Genomic DNA, 26,018 nt, shown 5'->3' on the forward strand with positions numbered 1-26,018 from the left:
TACTGCTCCCGACCCCGGTCGGCATCCGCTGCATTTGCACCTGTTGTGTCGCACCGGTGACGGAGGGCTTCCGGTGCCCGACTACTACCCGCCGCGGGCCTGCCTAATCTTCCGGTTGCCACACCTTTGCAGGGCTGTCACCAAAAGCGCCACCCCTGTAGTCCGGGTCGTTATCGAACTCGCCACAGTTCTGCCTCACCAGGCACCCTCACACGCCGTTGCCCAGGGCAAGAGGCGGGCCGGGTTCCGCCAGAAGGACCGAGGTTCCGGCCGTGTCCTCTGCTGTCTTCGGCTGTCCTACGTTGTCGGCACAGGCGAACCGGTTCAGTCGACCGGCCACTCGTGTACGGGCGTGTTGTCGTGCATGTGGTCGCGATAACGACGTAGCATCCCGCGCAACGCGTCCCGGCGTCCGTGCGAGCCCTTTGTGTACAGGCGATGGAACTCGTCCGCCTGCCAGGACGCGCCGTTGCGGTTGGTCAGGCAGCGCTGCTCGATGATCCCGAGCAACCGGTCGCGGACAGCGACGTCCACGCCCCAGGCATCCAGACCACGAACCGCCAACGGCAGCAGGCGTCTGAGCACCAGCTCGGTCGCGCGCGCGGTCCCGACACCCGGCCAGAACACCTCCGCGTCGATGCCGTTGCGGGCCGCGTTGTGGAAGTTCTCCTCGGCGGCGCTGAACGACATCTGCGACCAGATCGGCCGTTCGTCGTCGGCCAGCGCGCGGACCAGCCCGAAGTAGAAGGCGCCGTTGGCAATCGTGTCGACCACGGTCGGGCCGGCCGGCAGGACACGATTCTCGACGCGCAGATGCGGCTTCTCCCGGACAACGTCGTACACCGGGCGGTTCCAGCGATAGATCGTCCCGTTGTGCAGGCGTAATTCCGAAAGGGCCGGTGTGTCGCCGCGATCGAGGACCGCGATCGGGTCCTGGTCGGACGTCACCGGCAGCAGCGCCGGGTAGTACCGCGAGTTCTCCTCGAACAGGTCGAAGATCGAGGTGATCCACCGCTCGCCGAACCACACCCGCGGCCGCACGCCCTGCGTCTTCAGTTCGTGCGTACGGGTGTCCGCGGCCTGCTCGAACAAGGCGATCCGGGTCTCCCGGAGCAGTTCCTTGCCGAACAGGAACGGCGAGTTCGCCCCGACCGCGAGCTGGACGCCGGAAATCGCCTGGGCGGCGTTCCAGTACCGCGGGAACGCCTCGGGCGTGACCTGCAGGTGGAACTGCGTCGACGTACACGCCGCTTCCGGGACGATCGAGTCCGCGGTCACCTGCAGGCGTTCCACGCCGTCGATGGAGATCTGCACGTCCTCGCCGCGGGCGGCGAAGATCTGGTCGTTCAGCAGCGCGTACCGCGGGTTGGTGCTGAGCGCGTCCCGGCGGATGTGCTCGGTCAGCAGCGTCGGCAGGATCCCGACGATCACCATCGAGGAGCCGGTCCGGGCCGCCTTGTCCTCGGCCGCGTTCAGGCTGTCGCGGATGTTCGACTCCATCGTGTCCAGCCCGAGCCCGTCGATCTGCCCGGGCGGCACGTTGATCTCGATGTTGAACTGGCCGAGCTCGGTCTGGAACGCGTCGTCCTCGATCGCGCTCAGCACCTCGGCGTTCTTCATCGCCGGGTCGCAGTTCTCGTCGACCAGGTTCAGCTCGATCTCGATGCCGGTCATCGGCCGGTCGGGAGCGAACCGGTTCTCGCGCAGCATCCGCGCGAAGGCATCCAGATTGCGATGGACCTGCCCGCGGAACGCGGTCCGGTCCGCCCGGGTGAACTCGACCCGGTCGACTTCCTCGCCCATTCAGCGCCTCCCCTTGGTGGCTCCTTCGCTCAGTGTGCCTGAAGGTGCCCGGCGGCGCGCTGTTCAATCGCGTCGTTCTCAGACCGGATACACGATGAAGTCGTCGCGCTCGATCCTGACGGGCTGCTCTCCCGCCTCGGCGAGAACCTCGACGAGCTCGGTCAGTACGGCGGGACGCAGCTGCAGGACGTGTTCGCCGGGGTGCTGGTCGGCGCCCATCTCGTAGTCCTTGCCCGGCTGGTCCGTGAGCTCGATGTGCGCGCCCAGCACCCACTCCACCGGATTGCCCGCGGCAACGAACTCCCCGAGTCGCTGGATGCTCGCCCGGTACGCCGGCCAGTCGAAGACGTACAGCCGGCCCGGGTACAGCGAGTCGCCGCTGAACAGCAGCCGCGTCTCCCGGTCGTAGATCGCGAGGTGCGACGCGTGGTGGCCCGGGATCGCGATGACGTCCAGCACGCGGCCGCCCAGGTCGAACTGCACAACCCCGTTCGGCCAGTCGGCGAACCCGAAGAACTCCGCGACTTCCTCGGCGGACCGCCCGACGACACGGTCGAATTCGCCGTCGCCGCCGACATGATCGCCGTGTCCATGGGTGTGCGCGACGACGAGCTCGTAGCCCGCCGGCAGACGGTCCTCGAGCAGACTGGTCACGAGTGGGCGGAGCGGCGCGTGGCCGGTGCCGGTGTCGAGGAGGAGGGCGCGGGACTCGCCGAGGAGCAGGTAGACGAACGGGCCTTCGAAGTTGGTGTGCAGGGACTGGCGGATGATCGCCGTACGGTCGTCGTACCAGTGCACCTGATGGGCGGGAGTGGACGGGTCGGTGCCGTCGTCCCAGCGCTCGGGGAAGCTCATGCCCGGAATTGTCGGTGCCGGCGGCGACAATTGGCGAGTGCGTAATGATCCGTCGGTGCTGCACGTCGACCTGGACGCGTTCTTCGCGGCCGTCGAGCAGCGGGACAAGCCGTCGCTGCGGGGCAAGCCCGTGGTGGTCGGCGGGATCGGCCTGCGCGGGGTCGTCTCGACGGCGTCGTACGAGGCCCGCAAGTATGGCGTCCGTTCGGCGATGTCGACCGCGGAAGCACGTTCACGCTGCCCGCACGCGGCGTACCTGAGTCCCCGCTTCGAGGTGTACCGGGAGACCAGCCGGGCCGTGATGGCCGAGATGCGGGCGCTGTCGCCGCTGGTCGAGCCGCTGTCGGTGGACGAGGCGTTCATCGACCTGGCCGCGAGCGGACTGACCGGGCTGACCGTCGACGACGTCGAGGCGATCGCCAACGATCTCAAGGCCGCGATCCGCAAGGTCAGCGGTGGGCTGACCGCGTCGGTCGGTGCCGGCACGTCGAAGCTGATCGCGAAGATCGCCAGCGACCTCGACAAGCCCGACGGCGTGGTCGTGGTGCCGGCCGGCACCGAGGCCGAGTTCCTCGCGCCGATGCAGGTGACGGTGATCCCTGGCGTCGGTCCGGCGACCGCGCAACGCCTGAGCATGTCTGGCGTCCGGACGGTCGCAGATCTGCAGCAGCTGGACGAGGACGAGCTGATCCGCCAGATCGGCTCGGCGCACGGCACCAGCCTGCACCGGCTCGCGGTCGCGGCCGACGACCGCCCGGTGGTGAGCGACCGGGAGACGAAGTCGGTCAGCGTCGAGGACACCTTCGAGACCGACATCATCGACCGCGCCCTGCTCACCGCGATCAGCGACCGGATGGCGCACCGGGTCGCGGAGCGCCTGCAGAAGGCACAGCTGTCCGGGCGGACCGTCACGGTGAAGACGCGGATGCACGACTTCACCACGCACACCCGCTCGTCGACGTTGGCAGGTCCGACCGACGACGCGCGCGTGGTCGCCCGGGTGGCGCGCCGGTTGCTCGAGGAGAGCGACATCGGCGGCGGGATCCGGTTGCTCGGTGTAGGCGTCTCGTCACTGGCCGACTGGATCCAGGACGATCTCTTCACCGAGGACGAGCACGCCGAGAATCCGGTCGAGCTCGTCGAACTGCCCGCCCGCCCACGTGACCTGATCGGCTTCCACCCAGGTCAGGACGTCGTACATCCCGAGTACGGGCGCGGCTGGGTCTGGGGTTCCGGCCGCGGGCGCGTGACCGTCCGCTTCGAGACCGCCGACACTCCCCCGGGCCCGGTCAAGACGTTCTCCGTCGACGACCCGGCGCTGACAAAAGTGCAGCACACCGGTGCCGATGCAGACGACGAACCCCGAACCGAGCAGAATGTCGAGCGTGAGTGAGCAACGGCGGGGGGTCTACCCGTTTTGTGCGGCGTGTACTGCGGCGTCGGAGGCGTGGCGCGCGGCTGAGGTGACCGGGCCGATGGGCGGGCGCTTCTTCGGGCACCGCGACGTCTGCGAGAACTGCGGGTCCTCCGTGCGGACGCTGTACAGCACCGTGCTGTGGGTCCCGGTCGCCAAGATCGGGCGGTACCGGATCATCCCGACCGGCGGCCGCTCGTACGTCGGCCGCAAGGTGATCGAGCAACCGCTGCCGGCCGTCGTACGGCGGGAACCGGTGTCGGCGATCGCGCAGCATCCCGAGCTCGACGGCACGGCGGACTACAAGCAGGCCGAGGCGTACTGGCTGGACCGCGAGCCGGGGCAGGCATTGCCGTTCTACCAAGCGGCGCTGGCCGAGCGGGAGCAGGTCCTGGCGGCGGACGACCCGGCGACGCTCCGGGTGCGGGTGCGGGTGGCGCAGGGATTGCTCGCCACGGCCAACTACGGGCGGGCGATCGCTTGGTTCGAGCTGCTGACGCCGCAGCTCGTCGAGGTGTTCGGGACTCACCACGAGCTGACACGCACCGCTGCGGAGGCGGTGACCGGTGCGCGGCTGATGGTCGGTGGGCCACGGTCGGAGGCACAGCTGCTGGCGGACATCGTGGCAGTGGACAGGGCGAACGGGGTGGACGCGCAGTTGCTGCGCGATCAGGCTGCGTTGGGCAAGGCGCAGCTTGCGTGCGGGGACATCTCCGATGCGGTCGAGACGTTGATCCAGGTTGTGCAGGAGGCCGTGCCTGGGCATCCGGACACCGCTGTTTATCGCCGGGCGTTGGCTGAGGCGTGTGAAGTCGCGGAGGCGCGCGGTAAGAAGCGTGACGTGCAGTTGGCGGGCGCGGCGCGGCAGTTGCTCAACCGCGCAGACGCACCGACAAGCAGGTGACACATCCCTCGAGCTTCTCGAACTCGCTGATGTCCACGACGACCGGCTCGTAACCGAGGCTGCTGAACAACTCCGCCGACTTCGGCGCGGACGCCGCCATCAACAAGCGGTCGTCGTCCAGCAGTACGACATGCGCACCCGCCTCCTCAGGCACTCCCATGAACTTGTCGAACACCGTCGGGTCGTCCACCAGCGGCTCATACCCGACCACAGTCCCATCAGGCAACGCCGTCACAGCAGACTTCAGATGCAGCACCTTCCGCACAGCAACAGCACGCACCTCGGCTCGCGCAGCGAGAGCTGCGCGGAGTTGGGTGATGCCCTCCGCGTTGGTTCGGCCGCCCTGGCCTACGTAGATGGTGGAGCCGACTTTCAGGACGTCGCCGCCGTCGAGCGTGCCTGGGGCGGTGATTCGGGTGATCACGTACCCCTGTGCTGCCACGGTTTCCTCGGCCGCGGCTGCCTCGGCGCGGCGTTCTTCGGCGCCGGCGCGGGCGATGACTGCTACGTCGCCGTACACGACCATCGTGTCCTCGACGAACACGCTGTCCGGGCACTCCTCGATCGGCGGCACCTCGACCGTGGTCCAGCCGGCGGCGTGCAGCGCGTCGACGTACGACTCCCACTGCCGGATCGCCAGCGCGACGTCCACGGGGTGGCGCTCGATATGGGTGACGAGACCTTCGGCCAGGCGCGGGCTGGGGCGGCGGATCAGCGCTGTCGGCATGCTCACAGCACCAGTGTGAGGCCTTCGTCCGCCGCGACCACTTCCCCGTCGAACACCGCCTGCGCCTCACGTACCGACACCGACCTATCGGACCCCGGCCAAAAGTGCGTCAGCAACAACCGCCTAGCACCACGCGCACCGTGCGCCGCCTCGGTCGCCGACATCAGGTACGGCGGATCGGTTGCGGCTGAGCCTTGGTACGTCGCATCCGAAATGAACAGGTCCGTCCCTTCGGCGAGCCTCCGCAGTTCGACCGACGGCCCGCTGTCACCGGTGTAGGCGACCGAAACCCCTGGCGCCGACAGCCGTACGCCGAGATTCGTCTTGTAATGCGGGAGTTCCACCGTCAGTACGTCGAACGGCCCGATCCGCGTCGTCGACGCGAGGTCGTGTACCTCGAACACCTCGGCCGGATCCGGATTCGGCTCGAGGGCCCGCAGTACGTCGAGCACGCCCGGAGCGCAGTGCAGTGCGACCGGCTCCGCCTCGGGCGCCTCGTAGTGCCGAACCCGGGCCAGCGCGCTCACGTCGACGCAGTGGTCCGGGTGCTGATGGGTGACCACGACCGCATCGACCTCGCCGTGCGGGCAGTGCTCGAGGAGCCGCGGCAGCGCGGCGTACCCGAGATCGAGCACGACCCGGAAACCGTCGTACTCCAACAGGAACCCGGCGCACGCGCGACCCGGCTCGGGCCAGGCGCCACAGGAGCCGAGGACGGTCAGCGACCTCACACGAACGGGCTGTTGGACGGGACGATCTCCTTGCCGAGCGGCAGCAGCGAGACCGGGATCAGTTTGAAGTTCGCGATGCCGAGCGGGATGCCGATGATCGTCAGGCAGAGCGCGATCCCGGTGGTCAGGTGGCCGAGCGCCAGCCACCAGCCGGCGAAGACGATCCAGATCAGGTTGCCGAGCAGTGCGCCCGCACCGGCGCCGGGCTTGTCGACCACGGTCCGGCCGAACGGCCACAGCGTGTACCCGGCGATCCGGAACGCCGCGACACCGAACGGGATCGTGACGATCAGCACGCAGCAGATGATCCCGGCGACCGCGTACCCGACCGCCAGCCAGAACCCGGCCAGCACCAGCCAGATCAGGTTGAGAAGCGTCTTCATACCTCCCAGCGTGCCACCTGAAGGGTGTGATCCCGGACCAGCTCGGCGACAAGTCCGGGATTCTTCCGGGGCATCCAGTGGCCGCCCCTGACCACCTTCACGGTCAGGTTCGGGGCCCAGCGTGCGATGTCGGTCTGCAGCGGGGTGGTGACGAACGGGTCGGCGTCCGGTGACACCGCCAGAACCGGCACGTCTGTACACCGCTCTGTCGGTTTGAGCAGCCGGGGTAGGACGTTCGCGCGGTAGAGCTTCATGCCGTTCACGTAGTCGCCGATCGCGCGGTTGTCGTCCGGTTCTTGTCTCTCGAGACGGTTGAACGTGCGCTGCGCCCAGCCCTTCCGCCAGGCGAGCTCCGGCAGCCACGGGAGGTGGAAGTAGAAGATGTACCAGGAGTGCAGCAGTTGTCTGAACGCGGCGCGGTCCCACCGGCGAAGGAAGTACCCCGCATGGTCGAGTGATGGCCCGGAAAGGGAGGTGAAGGTGGCGAGGCGGTCTTGCAGGGTCGGGTCGGTGACGAAGTGCCAGGCCTGGATCGAGCCCCAGTCATGGGCCAACACATGCACGGCACGCCCGGCCGGTACCTGATCGAGGACCGCTTGGAAGTCGTCCTGCAGACGGTCCAGGGAATACGCGGACGTGTTGCTGGGGTAGTCGGATTCGCCGGATCCGCGGATGTCGTACGTGACGATCTCGAAGGCTTCGGACAGTTGTTCGGCGATCGGCGTCCAGAGGGCCGCGTTGTCCGGGTAGCCGTGGAGACAGATGAGAACGGGTGCGCCGGGATTCGGGTAGGTGTAGACGGCGAGGCGCGTTCCGTCGCGACTAGTAGTTGTCGACTTCGAGGGTGGCAAAGGTCATCCCCGCTTTCACCAGGCGGTTGCGGAGGGCGGGGCCCATCGCAGCGGCGGTCGTGGTTTGCCCGGCGGTTTCCGGGAGGTCGTCCAGCGCCAGACAGAGGGCACTCTCGCCGAGCATCTTGGCGGTTTCGTCGTACCCGGGATCGCGGCCCGCGACCTCGGTGACGACCTGCTTGCCGCCGCCGCGGCCGACGAAACGTACGTTGAACCAGGAACGAGCCCGCGTCTCCGCACTCGGTCCGTCGCCGGGCTGCAAACGCTTCAGGAGCGCATTGCGGACCGGCGGCACCTGAGCGCCGGCGATCAGCAGCCCTACCCCACCGATGCCTGCGGCAACAGTCGGCAGATGTTTCACCGCGGCGTAGTGCGAGTACCGGAAGTCCGGCCCGTAGCGGTCCAGCAGCCGCGCCGAGAACCCGACGATCTGCGGATCGATCGTCGGCAACGGCACCGCCCAGAACCCTTGCTGCCGGTGGATCCTGCCCGCCACCGCCCGCGCCTTCCGTCCGACCGGCGGCACCTCGGCAGCGCGCCGGGCACGGTGCGCGTCGAGGTTCTGCTTCGGCCGGGAGAACGCCGTGATCGCCGTGTGGAACGTCCCACCCGAAGGCCGGCCACCGGCCCGCAGCAACCCGTCGACCTGGATCGGTACGTTCTCCGGCAACTGCTCGACGGTGTACTGGACGCCGAGGTCGTACGGAATCGAGTCGAAGCCGCACGCGTGGACGATCCGCGCGCCGGTCTGCTTCGCGCGTTCGTCGTACCGCACGTACATCCGGTCCAGGAACTCCGGCTCGCCGGTCAGGTCGAGGTACCCGGTGCCGGCCTCGGCACACGCGGCGACCAGCGGTTCGCCGTACTGCACGTACGGGCCGACCGTCGTGGCAACAACTTTCGTGGACTCGGCCAACGATCGGAGCGACGCCGGATCGGTCACGTCGGCGTACAGGACATCCTTGCCGAACCGCTCCAACTTCGACTTGTTGCGTCCGGCAACGGCCCAGCGGGTGCCCTCGGGGGCGTTCTTCGCAAGGTACTCCGCGGTCAGCGCCCCGGTGAAGCCGGACGCACCCAGCAGTACGACGTCGTACGCGCGGCTCATCGCCCGGCGGCCTTCTCCGCGTCCGCCAGCCCGCCGGCACCGGTCGGACGTGACGACGCCTCCGCACCGCGCGCCTGCACGTCCGCGAGCGCCGCCGCGTCCGCCTTCGGCACACTGAACCGCGAACATGCCTCGATGAGGTGCGGCAGCGCCCACCGCACCACCTTCAGCGCACCGATCCAGCCGGGCACGTGCACGGTCCGGGAGCGCTTCTTGATCCCCTCGACGAACTTGTCGACCGCGAAGTCCAGCGGATACGTCTTGCCCACCATCGGGAGCCCGGTCCGCACCTTGCCGAACACCGGGTGCGTGTCGACCCCGCGGACCATGTCCGTGTCGACGAACGTCATGTGCGCCACCCCGACGCGCACCCCGAGATGCTTCAGCTCCGGCCGCAGCGTGTCACCCATCGCCTCGACGCCGGCCTTCGCCACGTTGTACGACGCCAGGCCCGGAATGTGCACGATCGCCGCCAGCGACGACACGAGCAGCAGGTACCCCTTGCTCTCCAGCAGGTACGGCAACGTCAGGTGCACGGTCCGCCAGACGCCGAGCAGGTTGACGTCGATGACCCGCTCCCAGGCCTTCGGGTCCATGCTCCGGGTGAAGCCCGGCGCGGCGATACCGGCGTTCGCCATCACGACGTCGATCCGGCCGTACCGCGCCACGATCTCGTCGACCGCCGTGCGCAGCGAGTCCACGTCGGTGACGTCGGCCTCCCACCAGCCGGCGTCCGCGCCGCAGTCCTCGGCGACCTTCTTCAGCTCGTCCGGTTCGAGGCCGACCAGGGCGAGCCTGGCGCCGTCGCGGGCCACCTTCCGGGCGACCGCGGCGCCGATCCCCCGGGAGGCACCGGTGACGAGCACGACTTGACCGGCCAACGGACGCATCGGGAACCTCCAGCTTGTTGAGTGGATACTCAACAGTAAGTGCTTGTTGACCAAATACTCAATAGAATGGCTCGCATGAGTCAGACCAGCGCCCGGCTACGCCCCGACGAACGGCGTACGCAGATCCTTCAGGCCGCCCGCCGGGTGCTGCTGGCCGACCCGCACCGCGAACTGAGCATCGAACTGGTCGCCGCCGAGGCCGGGGTCTCCCCCGCGCTGCTGTTCCACTACTTCGGCTCGAAGAAGAAGTTCCAGTACGCCGTCATCGAGGAGGCGGCCGCCGAGGTCATGCTGCGGACCGCGCCGGACCCGTCGCTGCCGCCGGACGAGCAGCTCCGGGCGGGCATCGGCGCGTTCGTCCGAGCCGTGCTCGAGGCTCCGCAGCTGTACCGCGCGACGCTGCTGATGTCCGCGGCCGGTAACCCCGAGATCCGCACGCTGCACTCGGACCTGCGGCGCGTGTTCAGCCAGTGGGTGATCGGCGCGGTCGCGGAGCGTGGCATCGAGGTCACCCCCGTCGTCGAGCTCGCCTGCCACGGCTGGCAGGGTTACGTCGAACAGACCCTGCTGGTTTGGATCGACGACCCGACGGTCTCGCCGGAAGCTCTCGAGCATCTGTGCGTGCAGTCGCTGGACGCCATCCTCTCGACGACAGGCCTCTCCCCGACGACCACTTGATGAGAGCAGATGAACAAGTTCTTCCTGATCGTCCACATCCTCGCCGCGATCCTGTGCGTCGGTCCGATCACCATCGCGACCAGCATGTATCCGCCGCTGGCGAAGAAGCTGCTCACCGCCGAGACCCCAGACGCCGGCGGCCTGCCGGTGCTGCACCGGATCACCACCGTGTACGGGTGGGCGAGCCTCGCCGTACCGCTGTTCGGGTTCGCACTCGCCGGCAGCAGGCACGTGATGGGCGAGGCGTGGCTGATCATCTCGATCGTGCTGACGCTGGCGGCGGCGCTGGTCCTCGCGTACGTGGTCGTCCCGGCGCAGTCCGCTGTACTCGCGGTGGCCGGCGGTACGGCGGAAGAGCGCAGCGCCGTACTGCCGAAGGCGAAGCTGCTGTCGATGACGTCCGGGATCTTCGCGCTGCTCTGGCTGATCGTGCTCGTGCTGATGGTGGTCAAGCCCGGGCATCACGGAGGGTAAGGTCATGCCGTGCTGACGGTTGCCACGGTGAATGTGAACGGGATCAGGGCCGCCTTCCGGCGCGGGATGGGCCCCTGGCTACAGGACACCGACCCGGACCTGTTGCTGATGCAGGAGGTCCGCGCGCCGGACGACGTACTGCGTGACCTGCTCGGCGCCGACTGGAACATCGCGCACGCGGAGCCGGCGATCGACGGGCACAAGGGCCGCGCCGGCGTGGCGGTCGCGACGCGGCGGCCGATCAAGGGCGAGCGCGGTGACCTCGGTCCGGAGCGCTTCGACGGGACGGGCCGCTGGGTCGAGGCCGACGTCGTACTCGAGGACGGTACGACGCTGACCGCCGTCAGCACGTACGTGTTCACCGGAGAGTTCGAGACGCCGCCGCGGCAGGAGGAGAAGTACGCGTTCCTCGACGCGATCACCGCCCGGCTGACCGAGCTCCGCGCCGACGGCCGGCACGTACTGATGTGTGGCGACCTCAACATCGCCCACCGCGAGGCCGACCTGAAGGCGTGGAAGGCGAACCGCAAGAAGAGCGGCTTCCTCCCCGAGGAACGCGCCTGGCTCGACCGCCTCTTCGAGTCCGGCTGGGTCGACCTGGGCCGCCGGTTCGGCGGCGAAGGCCCCGGGCCGTACTCGTGGTGGTCCTGGCGCGGCAAGGCCTTCGACAACGACGCCGGCTGGCGCATCGACTACCAGATCGCCTCCCCCGAACTGGCCGCCGCCGCGAAGAACTGCGTCGTCCACCGAGCCCCCACCTATGCCGAACGCTGGAGCGACCACGCCCCCGTCGTGGCCACGTACGCGGTCTGACCGACCCCGGCCGCATCTACTGTGACGCCATGCCAGTGGATCCGCCGTTCGTCCTGCCGACGCCTGACGTCCCCACGGCGACGTATCAGGGCCTGGACCTGTACCTGCCGAACACGCCCGACCCGGCTCCGGCAGTCCTGCTGATCCACGGAGTTCCGTACGCTGCCGAGGGACGGTCAGTGCCCAGCGCCTGGCAGATCTACCGGGGTTACGCGAGTCAGCTCGCCGACCGTGGCTGCGTGGCAACTGTCGTGGACCACAGCCCGGACGGGCTGCCGGACGACGACCGCTCCAATGCTGCCCTCAGCGCAGCGATCGCGGGCCTGCGGACGCACCCGCGAGTCGACGGTGATCGCGTTGCGCTGTGGTTCTTCTCGGGTGCCGGGCCGCTGGCGTCGCAGTTCCTGCACAGTCCGCCGCAGTGGTTGCGGTGTGTCGGGCTGACCTATCCGGTGCTGGGCGACTCCGAACTGGTGACCGTTCGGGGCATGCATCCGGTGCAGGCCGTCGCCGGCGCCGGCAACCTGCCGATCGTGATGACTGTCGTCGGCCGGGAGCTGCCCGATGTGGCGCCGACACAACCCCCGTTCGTCGAGGCGGCGCGGGCGGCGGGCGTCGAGCTGCAGCTCATCGAGGTACCCGAGGGCCGGCACGGGTTCGACGTGCTGGACCACACGGACGAGTCGCGTCGTGCGGTGACGTCCGCGCTCGACGCGGTGGCGGCCTTACTCGCTTAGTCGGCGGGCGTGCTCGCAGGTAGTCTCGCCGCATGGCTGAGATTTCTGCTGTTGAGCCGCCGGTTGCGGCGCGGAAGCCGGTGGAGCGGACGCACCACGGCGACACGTTCGTGGACGAGTACGAGTGGCTGCGGGACAAGACGAACGACGAGGTGCTGGACTACCTGCGGGCCGAGAACGCCTACACCGAGGCACGCACGGCGCACCTCGAATCGTTGCGTGAGGCAATCTTCAAGGAGATCTCGGACCGCACGCTGCAGACCGACCTGAGCGTGCCGGCGCGACGCGGGGACTATTGGTACTACTCCCGCACCATCGAGGGCCGGCAGTACTCGCTGCACTGCCGGGTCAAGGTCGACGGCGACCAGCCGCCGGCGCTCGACAAGGAGATCGCCGGCGAAGAGGTGATGCTCGACGGCAACGAGGTCGCCGGCGACAACGAGTTCTTCTCGCTCGGCACTGTCGACGTCTCCCCCGACGGCCGTCTGCTCGCGTACTCGGTGGATCTCAAGGGCGACGAGCGGTTCACGTTGCGGATCAAGGACCTGAGCACCGGCGACCTGCTGCCGGACGAATTGCCCGACGTGCACTACGGCTCCGCGTGGTCGGCCGACAACTCGACGCTGTTCTACACGAAGGTCGACGACGCCTGGCGCCCGTACCAGGTCTGGCGGCACACCCTGGGTGAGGCCGAGGACGTCCTGGTGATGGAGGAGCCGGACGAGCGGTTCTGGGTCGGCGTCGACCTGACCCGCAACGAGCAGGCGATCCTGATCTCGCTCGGCAGCAAGCTGACCAGCGAGGCCTGGCTGCTCGACGCGCACAACCCGGCCGGCCGGCCGGTCGTGGTCGCGCCCCGCCGCGAGGGCGTGGAGTACGACGTGGAGCATGCCGGCGACCAGCTGCTGATCACGCACAACGCGGACGCCGCGAACTTCTCGCTGGCCACCGCGCCGCTCGACGCCCCCGGTGAGTGGACGACCATGCTCGAGGGCGACGAGACCAGCCGCCTGCTCGGCGCGGACGCGTTCGCCGACCACGTCATCCTGTACCGGCGCCGCAACGCACTCACCGAGCTGGCGATCATGCGGCGTACCGGCGACACCTTCGGCGCGCCCGAGGCCCTGGAGTTCGACGAGCCGATCTACACCGTGTCTCCCGGGCGGAACGACGAGTGGCACGACACCCGGTACCGCTTCGGCTACACCTCACTGGTCACGCCCGGTTCGACGTACGACGTGGACGTCGCGACCGGCGAGCGGCGCCTGTTGAAGCAGCAGCCGGTGCTCGGCGGAGTCGACCTTGATGCGTACACGCAGTACCGGGAGTGGGCGACCGCGCCGGACGGGACCAAGGTGCCGATCTCGATGGTCGCCCGCAAGGACGTCGCGAAGGACGGCAACGCCCCGGTCGTGCTGTACGGGTACGGCTCGTACGAATCCTCGATGGACCCGTGGTTCTCGATCCCGCGGCTGTCGCTGCTCGAGCGCGGCGTGGTGTTCGCGATCGCCCATGTTCGCGGCGGCGGCGAGCTCGGCCGGCACTGGTACGACGACGGCAAGATGCTGACCAAGCGGAACACCTTCACCGACTTCGTCGCGGCCGCCGAGCACCTGGTACAGACCGGCTGGACCAGACCGGAACGGCTCGTCGCCCAGGGCGGCAGCGCCGGCGGCCTGCTGATGGGCGCGGTCGCGAACCTGGCCCCGGAGGCGTTCGCCGGAATCGTCGCGGAGGTCCCGTTCGTGGACGCGCTGACGTCGATTCTCGACCCGTCGCTGCCGCTGACCGTGATCGAGTGGGAGGAATGGGGCAATCCGCTGGCGGACCCCGAGGTGTACGCGTACATGAAGTCCTACTCGCCGTACGAAAACGTCACGGCGCAGCGCTATCCGCGCATCCTGGCGATCACCAGCCTGAACGACACCCGGGTGTTGTACGTCGAACCGGCGAAGTGGGTGGCGAAACTCCGGGCGACCGCGACCGGTGATTCCGACGTCCTGCTGAAGACCGAGATGGAGGCCGGTCACGGCGGCCGCAGCGGGCGGTACGACGCCTGGCGCGAGGTCGCCTTCTCGCTGGCCTGGGAGCTGGACACGCTGGGACTGAGCTGAGGAAAGCGGGAATTTCGGCCCCTTGGTGTGTGTTGTGCAACACATCAAGGGGCACCTGAAGTGTGATTTCGAATTGCTGCCAGGAACTCTCAGGGAACCTTCAGGGTGTTTACACACTGGTACCGGAATCTTGAACCCTACTCGAGCGTTGCTCTCCATGTAACGACGAAGGGAGTTTCGGTGGCTCGCATGGCTCGTGTCCGCAGCACGGACGACGGAATCGACGGCAAGGACAGCGTCGGTCTCTACCTCGAGGAGATCGCGCGCACGCCTCTGCTGACGGCTGAGGAAGAGGTCGAGCTCGCTGAGACGGTCGAAGCAGGACTCCTGGCGGAGCAACTGCTGGCCGAGGGGCGGGTTGGACGGAAGAAGGGCGGAGCGCCCAAATATGCGACGGAGGATGAGCTGGAGTGGCTGGCCGACGAGGGCCGGCGCGCACAGCAGCGGTTCGTGACCGCGAACCTCCGGCTCGTGGTGTCGATCGCCCGCCGGTACGGGCGGTCCCAGATGCCGCTGCTGGACCTGGTCCAGGAGGGCAACACGGGGCTGATCCGGGCGGTGGAGAAGTTCGACTACCGGAAGGGTTTCAAGTTCTCGACGTACGCGACGTGGTGGGTGCGGCAGGCGATCACCCGCGGGATCGCGCAGCAGGCCCGGGTGGTCCGGCTGCCGGTGCACGTGGTGGAGCAGCTGAACCAGATCGGGTCCGCCCGGCGCACGCTGGAGCGCAAGCTCGGGCGGGAGCCGGAGATCGACGAGATCGCGGCCGAGCTGGGCCTGGACGAGGAGCGGGTCACCGAACTGATCCGCATCGGCCGGGACCACATCAGCCTGAACAGCCCGGTCGACGACGAGGGTGAGACCTCGCTGGGTGACCTGATCGCGGCCGAGACCGCGCCGGGTCCGGACCAGCTGGTCGCCGACGCGTCGGACCGTTCGGGTCTGTTCAGTCTGGTCGACCAGCTCGACCCGCGGTCGGCCGACGTGATCCGCCGCCGGTACGGTCTGCACGACGGCCGCCAGGCCAAGCTGGCCGACATCGGCGCGGTACACGGCATCTCGGCGGAGCGGGTCCGCCAGATCGAGCGCGAGGCGCTGGGCCGCCTCCGCCTGATGGCTGATCCGACCCTCGCCGCGTAGTACTACCCCACCCCGAAACCCCTCAGGACCCCCGGGCCACGATCTGGCCCGGGGGTCTTTCGGTTCTAGGCGGCGCGGCCCTCCCATTCGTCGATCAGCGCGGGCAGCTCGGACAGCCGCTGGACGGTGGCGTCCGGCGTACCCTCCGTGTGGCCGATCTGCTCGCGCGGGATCGCGCTGTGCGGAAGGTGCGCCGCGCGCATGCCGACGTTCTGCGCGCCCCAGACGTCGTCGAACAGCCGGTCGCCGACGAACAGGCACCGCGCCGGGTCGGAGACCCCGACCGCCTGCATGGCCGCCAGGAACGACTCCGGATGCGGCTTGGTGTGCTCGATCTCGCTGGTGTAGACGGCACCGTCCAGCAACTCGAGCACGCCGTCGCGGGCGAAGATCTCCTCGTGCCGGCGGCGCGGCCAGATGGTGTTCGACAGTACGCCGAGCTTCAGCCCCCGGGAGCGCAGCGCGTGCAGCGTCTCGATCGCGTCCGGCTCGAGCACCGTGTGCGGGTCCCACTGGCGCTCGTACACCTCGAGCGCCGCCGGGGTCAGCTCCACCTCGGCCAGTAGGCACACCTCCTCGAGAGTGCTGCTCCGGTGCTCGTCGCGGGAGCGCCGCCAGACGGAGCCCTCGGCCGCAACCAGCCGGGCCGCCAGCTCGTCGGCGTTCGCCTCGTCGAGCACGGTGGTCACCGCCCGCCAGGTCTCGTGCAGGGAGATGTCGTGCCAGGTTGCCAGCGTGCCGCCCCAGTCGAACAGCACGGCCTCGATCGTCGCGTTCGTCACCCGCCAAATCCTGCCAGAGCATTCCGACAGTTCTCGCGGGGTTTTAGCTCAGCCGGTTGATCTCACGCCGGTGCGCCAGCCACACGACCGCCAGCGCGTACGCCCCGAGGCCGATGCTGTCACTCGCCAGCAGGGTCCACGGCGCCCCGCCCTGCTGGTCCCAGGCACTCCCCTGACCCATTGCCGCAGGCAACAAGAATGCGAACAGGTTGTTCAGCGCGTGCAGCGCGATCGCCGCCTCCAGTCCCCCGGTCCGCACGGTCAGCCAGCCGACCGTCACAGCGAACAGGAACACGTCGGCCATCGCCCAGCCGGTGTACCCGTGGCCGAGCACGAACGCGACACCCCCGACCACGATCCCCGGCCACGGCGTCCGGAACAGCTTCCGCAGCCACGGCACCGTGCCCTCGGCGCTGTCCGGGCCGTACGCACCGACCGCCTGCACCAGCCAGCCGCGGAACACGAACTCCTCCGCCGTCGACTGGAACGGCACCAGGATCACGATCACCAGCGCCGGTACGGCGAACGCGCCCCAGCCGATCCACGCGCCACCCTCGATCCCGATCGTGTCCTGCGGCGGGAACACGGCGTCCACCAGAAGCCCCATCAGGTACGAGAACCCGACGTACCCGAGGGCCGGCACGCAGCACCAGAGCAGCCAACGCCACCGGATCCGGTTCCGCACCGAGGCGACGCTCCAGAACGGCCGGCGCTGCACGAGCCACGCCGACAGACCGGCGAGCGGCGTCATCAGGGCCAGCAACACCAACGCGAGCGCGAGGTTCTCGGTGTCACTCGGGAAGACGTCGGCACCCGCCGGGGCCGGGAAGGCGCCGGCGACGACGCGGTGCACGACCACCCAGCCGATCACCACGAACGTCATCGCGAAGAACCCGGTCGCCGCCAGCAGCAGCGTCCCGGCGAGCGGTCGCCACCATGCGTGCTTCGGAGTCCGCGCCAGCCGGTGGTACGGCGTACCACTCGGCGCCGGGATCGTAGGCGGCTCGCGCTGGACGGACGGCGTTGGGTACGGACCCGGTTGACCCCACGGTTGCAGGTACGGTCCCGGCTGGGAGTATTGGCCCGGTTGTGGTGATGGTCCGGGCGGTTGCGGGTCCATGACTGGACTCTAGAAGATCGGCCGACCGGGAGCGGAGGGAGATCAGGGTGGTTACAGAACCGACGCCGGAGACGGATCGGGTGACGGACGCGCTGCCGCAGTCCGTGCTGATGCCGTTGAGCGGTTCGGCCATCTTCCTGGTGGTGCGGATCGAGCCGGGCGGCGAGGGCCGTACCCGCGACCTGCTGGAGCGGCTCAGCGCGCTCGTCCGCTCGGTCGGGTTCCGGGTGCCTGCCGGCAACCTGTCCTGTGTCACCAGCATCGGGTCCGACGCGTGGGACCGGCTGTTCAGCGGACCGCGCCCGGCCGAGCTGCACCCGTTCGTGGAGCTGCGGGGCAAGACGCACCGCGCGCCGTCCACGCCCGGCGACCTGCTGTTCCACATCCGGGCCGCCCACCAGGACCAGTGCTTCGAGCTGGCAAGTCAGATCATGAACGGCCTCGACGGCGCCGCGACGGTCGTCGACGAGGTGCACGGCTTCAAGTACTTCGAGATGCGCGACCTGCTCGGCTTCGTCGACGGCACCGAGAACCCGGCCGGCGCCGACGCGCAGGCCGCCGTACTGATCGGTGACGAGGACCCGGACTTCGCCGGCGGCAGCTACGTGATCGTGCAGAAGTACGTGCACGACCTGAAGGCGTGGAACGCGCTGACCGTCGAGCAGCAGGAGCTCGCGGTCGGCCGCAGCAAGCTCGACGACATCGAGATGGACGACGCGAAGAAGCCCGGCAACGCGCACATCGTGCTGAACGTGGTCGAGGACGAGGACGGCAACCAGCTGCAGATCCTGCGTGACAACATGCCGTTCGGGACCGTCGGCACGCAGGAGTTCGGCACCTACTTCATCGGGTACGCGAAGACGCCGTCGGTGACCGAGCTGATGCTGCGGCGGATGTTCATCGGCGTACCCGAAGGCAACCACGACCGTCTGCTCGACTTCTCCACCGCGGTCACCGGCTCGCTGTTCTTCACGCCGGCGGCAGACTTCCTGGACGACCTGCCGCCGGCGCCGTAGGCCTTACTCGCCGAACACTGGCGCGTCCACGACGCTCTGCCAGGCGAAGTCGGTCTGGTCGTTGAAGTTCGCCGGCACCTTGCCCAGCGACTTGATCGCGGTGGCGGTTCCGTTGGCGTGCCCAACGGCATACAGGTAACCGGCGCCGAGGTCCTTGTCGATCGCGAGCAGCAGGGTGCCGTAGTTTCCGCATCGGGCGGTCAGCAGGCGTTCGAAGCTTCCCCACGACTTGGTCCGCAGTGCCTTCACCACCGGCTTCATCGGGGACGTCAGCGGGATGTGGATCGTGTAGAGCGCGCCACCCCAGGTCGTCGCGAGCAGAGTGTCGTACGTCGACGTACGGCTGAGCAGCGCGACCGCCTTCACGGACGAGAAGCCCGGGTACGAACCGGCCGCGTGCCACACCTGCGTCCCGTTCTGCGCCGAGGTGATGGTCCAGCGGAACAGCGAACCGTCGCCGCGGAGCGCGTACATCCGCCAGCCCGGCGTCTGCAGCGACCAGGACTGGGTGAGCGTACGGAACGCGTCCCAGCCGCTGCCGACCCGGGTCATGCTGCTGCGCGCGACCTGGCCGCCGGTCCCCTTCGTCACCCACTGGTTCGCCGCGTACATCACGCCGCCGGACACGACATTGCCGTTCAACGAGGTCTCGTCGCCGAAGTCGTCGTCCCAGGTCCAGCTCGTGCTGAGCGCGATCCCGCGGCCGCCGAACGGGTTCTTGGCCATCACGTCGACCGGCTTGACGGTGATCGGCGACGTCGCGTTGACGTACCGGTCGACGGTGTCGTTCCCGGCGGTGAGGCCGCCGGACTGTACGTAGCAGGCGTTCGCAGCGGACGCCGTACTCATGCTGGTCAGGAAAGGAACCGTCAGGGCCAGGCCGGCTATCGCCGCGATGGTACGTCGCATCTAGAACTCCCCAGTCGTCGTGTACTGATCTCGATGCACGCCGGACGCCGAAAGTTGCGGCGGAACTGTCGGTGGGTCGAGAGACACTGGGGACATGCTGCTCACCAAGGTGGTCGAGACCTCCGCCGCGCTGGCCGGGACCAGGTCGCGGCTGCAGAAGGCCGGGTTCATCGCCGGATTGTTGTCCGAGGCCACCGAACCGGCCGAGATCGAGATCGTCGTGACGTACCTGTCCGGCGAGCTCCGGCAGCGCCGGACCGGGGTGGGTTGGCGGACGCTGATGGACGCGCCGCCGCCGGCCGCGGAGCCGTCGTTGACCGTCGAGGAGGTCGACCAGGCGTTCGCGGAGCTGGCCGGGATGTCCGGAGCCGGCGTCCAGGCGCGGCGCCGGGCGACGGTGGACGTGTTGTTCGGCCGGGCGACCGCGGCCGAGCAGCAGTTCCTGCGGCTGCTGGTCGGCGGCGAACTGCGGCAGGGTGCGCTCGACGGCGTGATGGCCGACGCGGTCGCGCGCGCTACGGCCATCCCGCTGGACAAGATCCGGACCGCGGCGATGCTGCGCGGAGCGACGGCTCCGGTCGCGGTCGCCGTACTGACCGAGGGCGAGGCGGGGCTCGCGCAGTTCGGGCTCGAGGTCGGGCGCGGCGTGCAGCCGATGCTCGCGCAGTCGGCGACCACGGTGGCTGAGGCGCTGGAGAAGACGGGCATGCCGGCGGCGCTCGAGTGGAAGCTCGACGGGATCCGGATCCAGGTGCACCGCGACGGCGACGAAGTGGTCGTTTACACGCGGACGCTGGACGACATCACCGCGCGGGCGCCCGAGGTGGTGACCGCGGTGCTCGCGCTCGACGTGCAACAGGTCGTGCTGGACGGTGAGCTGATCGCGTTGCGCGGTGACGGGCGGCCGGAGCCGTTCCAGGTGACCGGGTCGCGGACGGCCACCCGTGCGGCCACGGGCCCGGAGACCGTGCCGCTGACGCCGTACTTCTTCGACATCCTGCATCAGGACGGGCAGGACCTGCTCGGGCTGTCCGGTGCGGAGCGGCACGAATGGCTGTCGAAGCTGCTCCCCGAGGAGCGGCATATCCCGCGGCTCGTGACCGACGACACCGAGGCGGCCCAGGCGTTCTTCGAGGACGCCGTACGGCGAGGGCACGAGGGCGTCGTGGTGAAGTCGCTGACCGTTCCGTACGAGGCCGGCCGGCGGGGGTCCGGGTGGGTCAAGGTCAAGCAGACGTTCACTCTCGACCTGCTGGTGCTCGCGGCCGAGTGGGGGCACGGGCGGCGCAAGGGCTGGCTGTCGAACCTGCACCTCGGCGCACGGGACGAGGAGACCGGTGAGTTCGTGATGCTCGGCAAGACCTTCAAAGGGCTGACCGACGAGCTGTTGCGCTGGCAGACCGAGCGGTTCCAGGAGCTCGCCGTCCGGCAGGACGACTGGGTCGTGTTCATCAAGCCGGAGATCGTGGTGGAGATCGCGTTCGACGGGGTACAGACGTCACCGCGCTATCCGGCCGGGATGGCGCTGCGGTTCGCTCGCGTGATCCGCTACCGCGAGGACAAGAGGCCGACCGACGTGGACACCGTGCAGACCGTGCGGTCGATCCACACCGGTCCCGAGGTGAGGGAGACAGATGACTGAGGATCCGGAGGTCGTGTCGCGGATCGTGCGCGAATCGCTCGAGCGCGACGACCCGACCGGCTGGTTCGAGAACCTGTACGCCGCCGCGGCCGAGGGCGAGGCCGTCGTCCCGTGGGACCGCGGTACGGCACATCAGCTGCTGGTCGACTGGATCGCCGAGTCGCTTCCCGACGGCACCGGTAAGACCGCGCTGATCGTCGGCGCCGGCACCGGCTGGGACGCCGAGCTGGTCGTCGACCGCGGCTACGACACGACCGCGTTCGACATCTCCCCCAGCGCGATCGAGACCGCACACCGCAACCACCCGGACTCCAAGGCGCACTACATCGTCGCCGACCTTCTCAACCCGCCTGCCGACTGGCACCGGGCGTTCGACCTCGTGGTCGAGATCTACACGGTCCAGGCCCTCCCGATCCCACTCCAGCCCGACGCGATCAAACACGTCACCGAGCTGGTCGGTCCCGGCGGCACCCTCCTCGTCATCGCCGCCGCCCGCCCCGACGACCAGCCCGACGCCGAGACCCAAGGCCCACCCTGGCCCCTCACCCGCTCCACCATCCAGTCCTTCAGCACCCCCGACCTCCACCTCATCCAACTCGACAAGACCCCCAGCCCCACCGACCCCACCATCCTCCGCTGGCGCGCCGAATACCTCCGCGACTGATGCCTGTGGGCACCTCGGTGGGCCCGGATCGTATGGGAACATTTGTTCGATAATCATGTAGACTCGGCGTATGGCGGGGCGAAGTGTGGTGGGGCCTACTGCGCTGCGGATGATGCTCGGTGGTCATCTGCGGGAGTTGCGTGAGCGGGCCGGCGTCACACGGACCGACGCCGGGTGGGCGATCCGGGCCTCGGAGTCGAAGATCAGCCGGATGGAGTTGGGGCGGGTCGGGTTCAAGGAGCGGGACGTCTCGGATCTGCTCACGTTGTACGGCGTCCACGAAGCGCGCGAGCGGGATCGGCTGCTGGAGCTGGCGCGGGCGGCGAACGACCCGGGCTGGTGGCATCGGTACGGTGACGTCACGCCGGAGTGGTTCGACGCGTACCTCGGGCTCGAGGCGACGGCCGAGCTCATCCGGACGTACGAGATCCAGTTCGTCCCCGGCCTGCTGCAGACCGCCGACTACGCGCGGGCCGTCGCCCAGCTCGCCCCGAGCGGCACCCGCACCGACAGCGAGGTCGAGCGCCTGGTCGCCCTCCGGACCAGGCGGCAACGCGCCCTGGACCGGGAGCCGCCGCTGCGGTTGTGGGCCGTGATCGAGGAGGCCGTCCTGCACCGGCCGATCGGCGGCGTCGACGTCCTCCGAAGTCAGCTCGGCGCCCTCCGCGAGGCCGTCGAGCGCCCGAACGTCACCGTCCAGATCATCCCGCTCGAGAGTTCCGGCCACGCCGCGACCGGCGGCGCGTTCAGCCTGCTCCGGTTCCCGCAGCGGGACCTGCCCGACATCGTGTACCTCGAACACCTGACCAGCGCGCTCTACCTGGACAAGCGCGACGACGTCGAGGCGTACACGCAAGCCCTGGAAATGCTCGCCTCCAGCAGTCCCCCGCCGCAGCAGACCCAGCAGGCACTCACCCGCCTGCTGGACCGGTTGCCCTAAAGCAGCTCCCGATAAGCCTCGTCCGGATGATGCAGGTCGAACGCCGGCGACTCGGACCGGATCCGCGGCAGCCTCTCGAAGTTGTGCCGCGGCGGCGGGCAGCTCGTCGCCCACTCCAGCGACCGGCCCCAACCCCACGGATCGTCCACTCCGACCCGCGGAGTCCGCCGCGACTTGTAGATGTTGTAGAAGAACGGGAGCAGCGACGCACCCAGGATGAACGCACCCACGCTCGACACCTGGTTCAGCGTCGTGAACCCGTCACTCGCCCGGTAGTCGGCGTACCGCCGCGGCATCCCTTCGACGCCCAGCCAGTGCTGCACCAGGAACGTCGTGTGGAAACCGATGAACAACAGCCAGAAGTGCATCTTCCCAAGCTTCTCGTCGAGCATCCGCCCGGTCATCTTCGGCCACCAGAAGTAGAACCCGGCGAACATCGCGAACACCACGGTCCCGAACACGACGTAGTGGAAGTGCGCCACGACGAAGTACGAGTCCTGCAGCTGGTAGTCCAGCGCCGGCGAGGCCAGGATGATCCCGGTCAGCCCGCCGAACAGGAACGTCACCAGGAACCCGATCGCCCACAGCATCGGCGTGTCCATCGACACCGACCCGCCCCAGATCGTGCCGATCCAGTTGAAGAACTTCACCCCGGTCGGCACTGCGATCAGGAACGTCATAAACGAGAAGAACGGCAGCGCGACGGCCCCGGTGGTGAACATGTGGTGCGCCCAGACCGCGATCGACAAGGCCCCGATCGCGATCGTGGCCGCGACCAGGCCGTAGTACCCGAAGATCGGCTTGCGGCTGAAGACCGGCAGGATCTCGGTGATGATGCCGAAGAACGGCAGCGCGATGATGTACACCTCTGGGTGCCCGAAGAACCAGAACAGGTGCTGCCACAGGATCGGCCCGCCGTTGGCGGCGTCGAACACATGTGCGCCGAGGGTTCGATCCGCCTCCAGCACGAGCAGGGCCGCCGCGAAGATCGGGAACGCGATCAGCACCAGGATCGAGGTGACCAGGATGTTCCAGCAGAAGATCGGCATCCGGAACATCGTCATCCCCGGCGCCCGCATGGTGATGATCGTCGTGACGAAGTTGACGCCGCCGAGGATGGTCCCGAGGCCGGCCATCCACAGCCCCATGACCCACAGGTCGCCGCCGACCCCGGGCGAACGAATCCCGTTCGACAACGGCGAGTACGCGGTCCAACCGAAGTCCGCAGCCCCGCCCGGCGTGAGGAATCCACTGATCACCATCAGCCCGCCGAAGAGGAACAGCCAGTAGCTGAACATGTTCAGCCGCGGGAACGCGACGTCCGGCGAGCCGATCTGCACCGGCATGATCACGTTCGCGAACCCGACGAACAGCGGCGTCGCGAACAGCAGCAGCATGATCGTGCCGTGCATCGTGAACAGCTGGTTGTACGTCTCCTCGTTCACGAGCTGCAGGCCCGGCTTGGCCAGCTCGGCGCGGATCACCAGCGCCATCACGCCGCCGAGCAGGAAGAACGCGAACGACGTGACCAGGTACAGCTCACCGATCACCTTGTGGTCGGTCGTGGACAGCAGCCGCCCGATCACCTGCCCCAGAGGCCGGCGCCGTACTTCGACCGCCGGTCCAGTGCGTTCGGTGATCCCGGCCTGCCCACTGACTGTAGCCATGCGACCCTCCGTACCGCCTGCTTCTTTCGATTAGACACCTATGCATCGGTGACTGCTAGTGCGGAGCGCCGCCGGCGATCAGCGCCCGTACGTCGGCAAGCCGCAGTGTCGCGGGGTCGACGTCGACGAGATACCAGGTCGCTCCGGCGTCTGCGTACGGGCGTGGATCGTCCCCAGGCTCGACCGCCACGGCGATGTCGTAGCCGTCCAGGTCGCCGCGGACCTCGCGCAGTACGGCGACCGGCTCGGCGAGCTGGTCCGCCGACGTGAGGTTGACCGGGAAGAATCCGTCGTACCGCGCCGCGCGCCGGACCGGCTTCACGTTGCCCGGGAACCCGGCGAGCCAGATCGGTACCCGGCCGGCCACCGGTCGCGGGAGGAACGCGACATCATCGACCAGCAGGTGCTTGCCGCGAAAACGCACCGGCTCCCCGGTCCACCCCGCGGTCAGGATGTCGAGCGTCTCGTCCATCCGCTCCGCCCGGACGCGATCGTTCAGCTCCTCGCCGGTCTTCGAGTACTCCTGCGCGAACCGGTCGCTGCCCAGCCCGACGCCGAGGATCAGCCGGCCGCCCGACAGGCGGTCCAAGGTCGTTGTCTCGCGCAACAACTTGGCCGGCCGCCGGCGGGCGATCGGCGACACCATCGGCCCGATCCGGAGCCGTTCCGTCGCGGTCGCGATCGCAGTCATCGTGATCCACGGATCCGCGACCTCACGGACGGGTGGACGCCACCACAGCTGGTCCCACAGGAAGAACCCGTCCCACCCGGCCTCCTCGGCCGCCGCGGCGAGCCGGGTGATCTCCAGCGGATCGGACAACTCGTCGAACAGCGGCAACCAGATCGCGTACTTCATTGCGCCACCACCTCGTCCACGAACGTCTTCCAGTACGGCGCCGACAACCCGTGTCCCATCCCGGGAAGAACGACGAAACGCGAACCAGGTATGGCATCCCGGACCGCCTCACCGTGCGAAAGCGGCAGCAGCGGGTCCGCGTCGCCGTGCATCACGAGCACGGGCATGGCCAGTTCCCCGTACGGCGGGGCGTCGAAGGTCATCGCGTAGTGGTTGGTCATCGACGCCTGGTAGTTCCGGGCGCGGGCCATGTCCTCGCGGACCAGCGCCCGCGCCGCCGCCTCGTCGAAGTGTCCGGCCGACTCGGCTTCGATCGCCCGTACGACGTACTCCTCGACGGCCGCCGGGTCGTCGTAATCGGGTTCGGCGAGGTACGAGACAGTCGGGGGCGGCAGGTGCGAGTCTCCGGTGCTGGTCGAGATCAACGTCAGCGAGGCGACCCGGGACGGGTGGTCGACGCCGAGGATCAACGCCGTACCGCCGGACATCGACTGGGCCACGACGTGGGCGCGTTCGATGCCGAGGGCATCGAGCAGGCCGGCCGCGTCCGCGGCCAGGTCGCTCATCGCGTAACCCGGTTCGCCGACCGGGTACGACGTCGACCGGCCGGTGTCGCGCTGGTCGTAGCGGATCACGAACCGGCCACGCGCGGCGAGCGCCGTACACAGCTCGGCGTCCCACCAGATCATCGACGCGCCGGCGCCGTGGATCAGAAGCACCGCGGGGTCGGACGGATCGCCGTACGTCTCGGCGCAGAGCTCGATGCCGTTCACCTGGTATGTGGTCATGCCAACGACGGT

At 68.8% G+C, this 26,018-nt stretch carries 26 protein-coding genes; 12 read left to right on the top strand and 14 right to left on the bottom strand.

Annotation, left to right across the window (positions count from 1 at the left end):
* Nucleotides 1-324: 324 nt before the first annotated feature.
* Nucleotides 325-1,803: a glutamate-cysteine ligase family protein gene (locus ACZ5BU_RS10260; RefSeq protein ID WP_465697369.1), complete on the bottom strand. Its 1,479-nt coding sequence runs from the start codon at nucleotides 1,801-1,803 to the stop codon at nucleotides 325-327.
* Between the two features lie 78 nt (nucleotides 1,804-1,881).
* Nucleotides 1,882-2,658, bottom strand: a complete 777-nt coding sequence (locus ACZ5BU_RS10265; protein WP_465697371.1) for an MBL fold metallo-hydrolase — start codon at nucleotides 2,656-2,658, stop codon at nucleotides 1,882-1,884.
* Nucleotides 2,659-2,695: 37 nt separating this feature from the next.
* On the opposite strand from ACZ5BU_RS10265, the gene ACZ5BU_RS10270 reads away from it, so the two are divergent.
* Together ACZ5BU_RS10270 and ACZ5BU_RS10275 are read left to right on the top strand one after the other, a co-directional pair.
* On the top strand, nucleotides 2,696-4,051 hold the full coding sequence (locus tag ACZ5BU_RS10270) for a DNA polymerase IV (protein ID WP_465697373.1): 1,356 nt from the start codon (nucleotides 2,696-2,698) through the stop codon (nucleotides 4,049-4,051).
* Nucleotides 4,044-4,976, top strand: a complete 933-nt coding sequence (locus tag ACZ5BU_RS10275) for a tetratricopeptide repeat protein (protein WP_465697374.1) — start codon at nucleotides 4,044-4,046, stop codon at nucleotides 4,974-4,976. The genes ACZ5BU_RS10270 and ACZ5BU_RS10275 overlap by 8 nt, the downstream gene beginning before the upstream one ends.
* On the opposite strand, the gene ddaH is transcribed toward ACZ5BU_RS10275, so the two are convergent.
* Genes ddaH through ACZ5BU_RS10305 form a run of 6 tightly spaced genes read right to left on the bottom strand, consistent with a single transcriptional unit; the run spans nucleotide 4,945 to nucleotide 9,666 of the window.
* Nucleotides 4,945-5,703, bottom strand: coding sequence for a dimethylargininase (ddaH, locus tag ACZ5BU_RS10280; RefSeq protein ID WP_465699231.1), 759 nt, complete (start codon nucleotides 5,701-5,703; stop codon nucleotides 4,945-4,947). The genes ACZ5BU_RS10275 and ddaH overlap by 32 nt on opposite strands.
* 2 nt (nucleotides 5,704-5,705) lie before the next feature.
* Complete coding sequence (locus tag ACZ5BU_RS10285) at nucleotides 5,706-6,434, bottom strand: MBL fold metallo-hydrolase (RefSeq protein ID WP_465697376.1); 729 nt, start codon at nucleotides 6,432-6,434, stop codon at nucleotides 5,706-5,708.
* Nucleotides 6,431-6,817, bottom strand: coding sequence for a YccF domain-containing protein (locus tag ACZ5BU_RS10290; protein ID WP_465697377.1), 387 nt, complete (start codon nucleotides 6,815-6,817; stop codon nucleotides 6,431-6,433). Before ACZ5BU_RS10290 ends, ACZ5BU_RS10285 begins: the two co-directional genes overlap by 4 nt.
* Nucleotides 6,814-7,668, bottom strand: a complete 855-nt coding sequence (locus ACZ5BU_RS10295; protein ID WP_465697379.1) for an alpha/beta fold hydrolase — start codon at nucleotides 7,666-7,668, stop codon at nucleotides 6,814-6,816. The genes ACZ5BU_RS10290 and ACZ5BU_RS10295 overlap by 4 nt, the downstream gene beginning before the upstream one ends.
* On the bottom strand, nucleotides 7,640-8,776 hold the full coding sequence (locus ACZ5BU_RS10300) for a saccharopine dehydrogenase family protein (RefSeq protein ID WP_465697381.1): 1,137 nt from the start codon (nucleotides 8,774-8,776) through the stop codon (nucleotides 7,640-7,642). Before ACZ5BU_RS10300 ends, ACZ5BU_RS10295 begins: the two co-directional genes overlap by 29 nt.
* A complete protein-coding gene (locus ACZ5BU_RS10305) occupies nucleotides 8,773-9,666 on the bottom strand; it encodes an SDR family oxidoreductase (RefSeq protein ID WP_465697383.1) in 894 nt (297 codons plus the stop codon). Before ACZ5BU_RS10305 ends, ACZ5BU_RS10300 begins: the two co-directional genes overlap by 4 nt.
* Before the next feature lie 75 nt (nucleotides 9,667-9,741).
* On the opposite strand from ACZ5BU_RS10305, the gene ACZ5BU_RS10310 reads away from it, so the two are divergent.
* From ACZ5BU_RS10310 to ACZ5BU_RS10335, 6 genes are all read left to right on the top strand, one after another.
* Nucleotides 9,742-10,344 carry a TetR/AcrR family transcriptional regulator gene (locus ACZ5BU_RS10310; protein ID WP_465697385.1) on the top strand — a complete coding sequence of 201 codons (603 nt, stop codon included), beginning with the start codon at nucleotides 9,742-9,744 and terminating at the stop codon, nucleotides 10,342-10,344.
* A 9-nt stretch (nucleotides 10,345-10,353) separates the two neighbouring features.
* Nucleotides 10,354-10,818: a DUF2269 family protein gene (locus ACZ5BU_RS10315; RefSeq protein ID WP_465697387.1), complete on the top strand. Its 465-nt coding sequence runs from the start codon at nucleotides 10,354-10,356 to the stop codon at nucleotides 10,816-10,818.
* A 9-nt stretch (nucleotides 10,819-10,827) separates the two neighbouring features.
* Nucleotides 10,828-11,631, top strand: a complete 804-nt coding sequence (gene xth, locus ACZ5BU_RS10320; protein ID WP_465697389.1) for an exodeoxyribonuclease III — start codon at nucleotides 10,828-10,830, stop codon at nucleotides 11,629-11,631.
* Between the two features lie 29 nt (nucleotides 11,632-11,660).
* Nucleotides 11,661-12,368, top strand: a complete 708-nt coding sequence (locus ACZ5BU_RS10325) for an alpha/beta hydrolase family protein (RefSeq protein ID WP_465697391.1) — start codon at nucleotides 11,661-11,663, stop codon at nucleotides 12,366-12,368.
* Between the two features lie 32 nt (nucleotides 12,369-12,400).
* Entirely contained in the window at nucleotides 12,401-14,482 is a 2,082-nt protein-coding gene (locus ACZ5BU_RS10330; protein WP_465697393.1) for a S9 family peptidase, read from the top strand.
* Between the two features lie 180 nt (nucleotides 14,483-14,662).
* On the top strand, nucleotides 14,663-15,622 hold the full coding sequence (locus tag ACZ5BU_RS10335; RefSeq protein WP_465697395.1) for a sigma-70 family RNA polymerase sigma factor: 960 nt from the start codon (nucleotides 14,663-14,665) through the stop codon (nucleotides 15,620-15,622).
* A gap of 65 nt (nucleotides 15,623-15,687) precedes the next feature.
* On the opposite strand, the gene ACZ5BU_RS10340 is transcribed toward ACZ5BU_RS10335, so the two are convergent.
* Nucleotides 15,688-16,404 (bottom strand): HAD family hydrolase, encoded by a 717-nt coding sequence (locus ACZ5BU_RS10340; protein ID WP_465697397.1) that lies wholly within the window; start codon nucleotides 16,402-16,404, stop codon nucleotides 15,688-15,690.
* A 43-nt stretch (nucleotides 16,405-16,447) separates the two neighbouring features.
* Nucleotides 16,448-17,524, bottom strand: coding sequence for a lysostaphin resistance A-like protein (locus ACZ5BU_RS10345; RefSeq protein ID WP_465697399.1), 1,077 nt, complete (start codon nucleotides 17,522-17,524; stop codon nucleotides 16,448-16,450).
* Nucleotides 17,525-17,571: 47 nt separating this feature from the next.
* Between ACZ5BU_RS10345 and ACZ5BU_RS10350 the strand changes: the two genes are divergently transcribed.
* Nucleotides 17,572-18,540, top strand: coding sequence for a Dyp-type peroxidase (locus ACZ5BU_RS10350; RefSeq protein WP_465697401.1), 969 nt, complete (start codon nucleotides 17,572-17,574; stop codon nucleotides 18,538-18,540).
* 3 nt (nucleotides 18,541-18,543) lie between these two features.
* Here the strand turns inward: ACZ5BU_RS10350 and ACZ5BU_RS10355 are convergent, their stop codons facing one another.
* On the bottom strand, nucleotides 18,544-19,449 hold the full coding sequence (locus ACZ5BU_RS10355) for a hypothetical protein (RefSeq protein WP_465697403.1): 906 nt from the start codon (nucleotides 19,447-19,449) through the stop codon (nucleotides 18,544-18,546).
* Between the two features lie 94 nt (nucleotides 19,450-19,543).
* Between ACZ5BU_RS10355 and ACZ5BU_RS10360 the strand changes: the two genes are divergently transcribed.
* From ACZ5BU_RS10360 to ACZ5BU_RS10370, 3 genes are all read left to right on the top strand, one after another.
* Entirely contained in the window at nucleotides 19,544-21,091 is a 1,548-nt protein-coding gene (locus ACZ5BU_RS10360) for an ATP-dependent DNA ligase (RefSeq protein WP_465697405.1), read from the top strand.
* Nucleotides 21,084-21,755, top strand: a complete 672-nt coding sequence (locus tag ACZ5BU_RS10365) for a class I SAM-dependent methyltransferase (RefSeq protein ID WP_465697407.1) — start codon at nucleotides 21,084-21,086, stop codon at nucleotides 21,753-21,755. The genes ACZ5BU_RS10360 and ACZ5BU_RS10365 overlap by 8 nt, the downstream gene beginning before the upstream one ends.
* A 70-nt stretch (nucleotides 21,756-21,825) precedes the next feature.
* Nucleotides 21,826-22,695 carry a helix-turn-helix domain-containing protein gene (locus ACZ5BU_RS10370; RefSeq protein WP_465697409.1) on the top strand — a complete coding sequence of 290 codons (870 nt, stop codon included), beginning with the start codon at nucleotides 21,826-21,828 and terminating at the stop codon, nucleotides 22,693-22,695.
* Here ACZ5BU_RS10370 and ctaD read toward each other — a convergent pair.
* From ctaD to ACZ5BU_RS10385, 3 genes are read right to left on the bottom strand one after another with little or no spacing between them, the layout of a single operon-like run.
* Nucleotides 22,692-24,362, bottom strand: coding sequence for an aa3-type cytochrome oxidase subunit I (ctaD, locus tag ACZ5BU_RS10375; RefSeq protein WP_465697411.1), 1,671 nt, complete (start codon nucleotides 24,360-24,362; stop codon nucleotides 22,692-22,694). The genes ACZ5BU_RS10370 and ctaD overlap by 4 nt on opposite strands.
* 55 nt (nucleotides 24,363-24,417) lie before the next feature.
* Entirely contained in the window at nucleotides 24,418-25,218 is an 801-nt protein-coding gene (locus tag ACZ5BU_RS10380; protein ID WP_465697413.1) for an LLM class flavin-dependent oxidoreductase, read from the bottom strand.
* A complete protein-coding gene (locus tag ACZ5BU_RS10385) occupies nucleotides 25,215-26,006 on the bottom strand; it encodes an alpha/beta fold hydrolase (RefSeq protein ID WP_465697415.1) in 792 nt (263 codons plus the stop codon). Before ACZ5BU_RS10385 ends, ACZ5BU_RS10380 begins: the two co-directional genes overlap by 4 nt.
* Nucleotides 26,007-26,018 lie beyond the last annotated feature (12 nt).

It is taken from the genome of Kribbella sp. NPDC031520 (assembly GCF_055580825.1).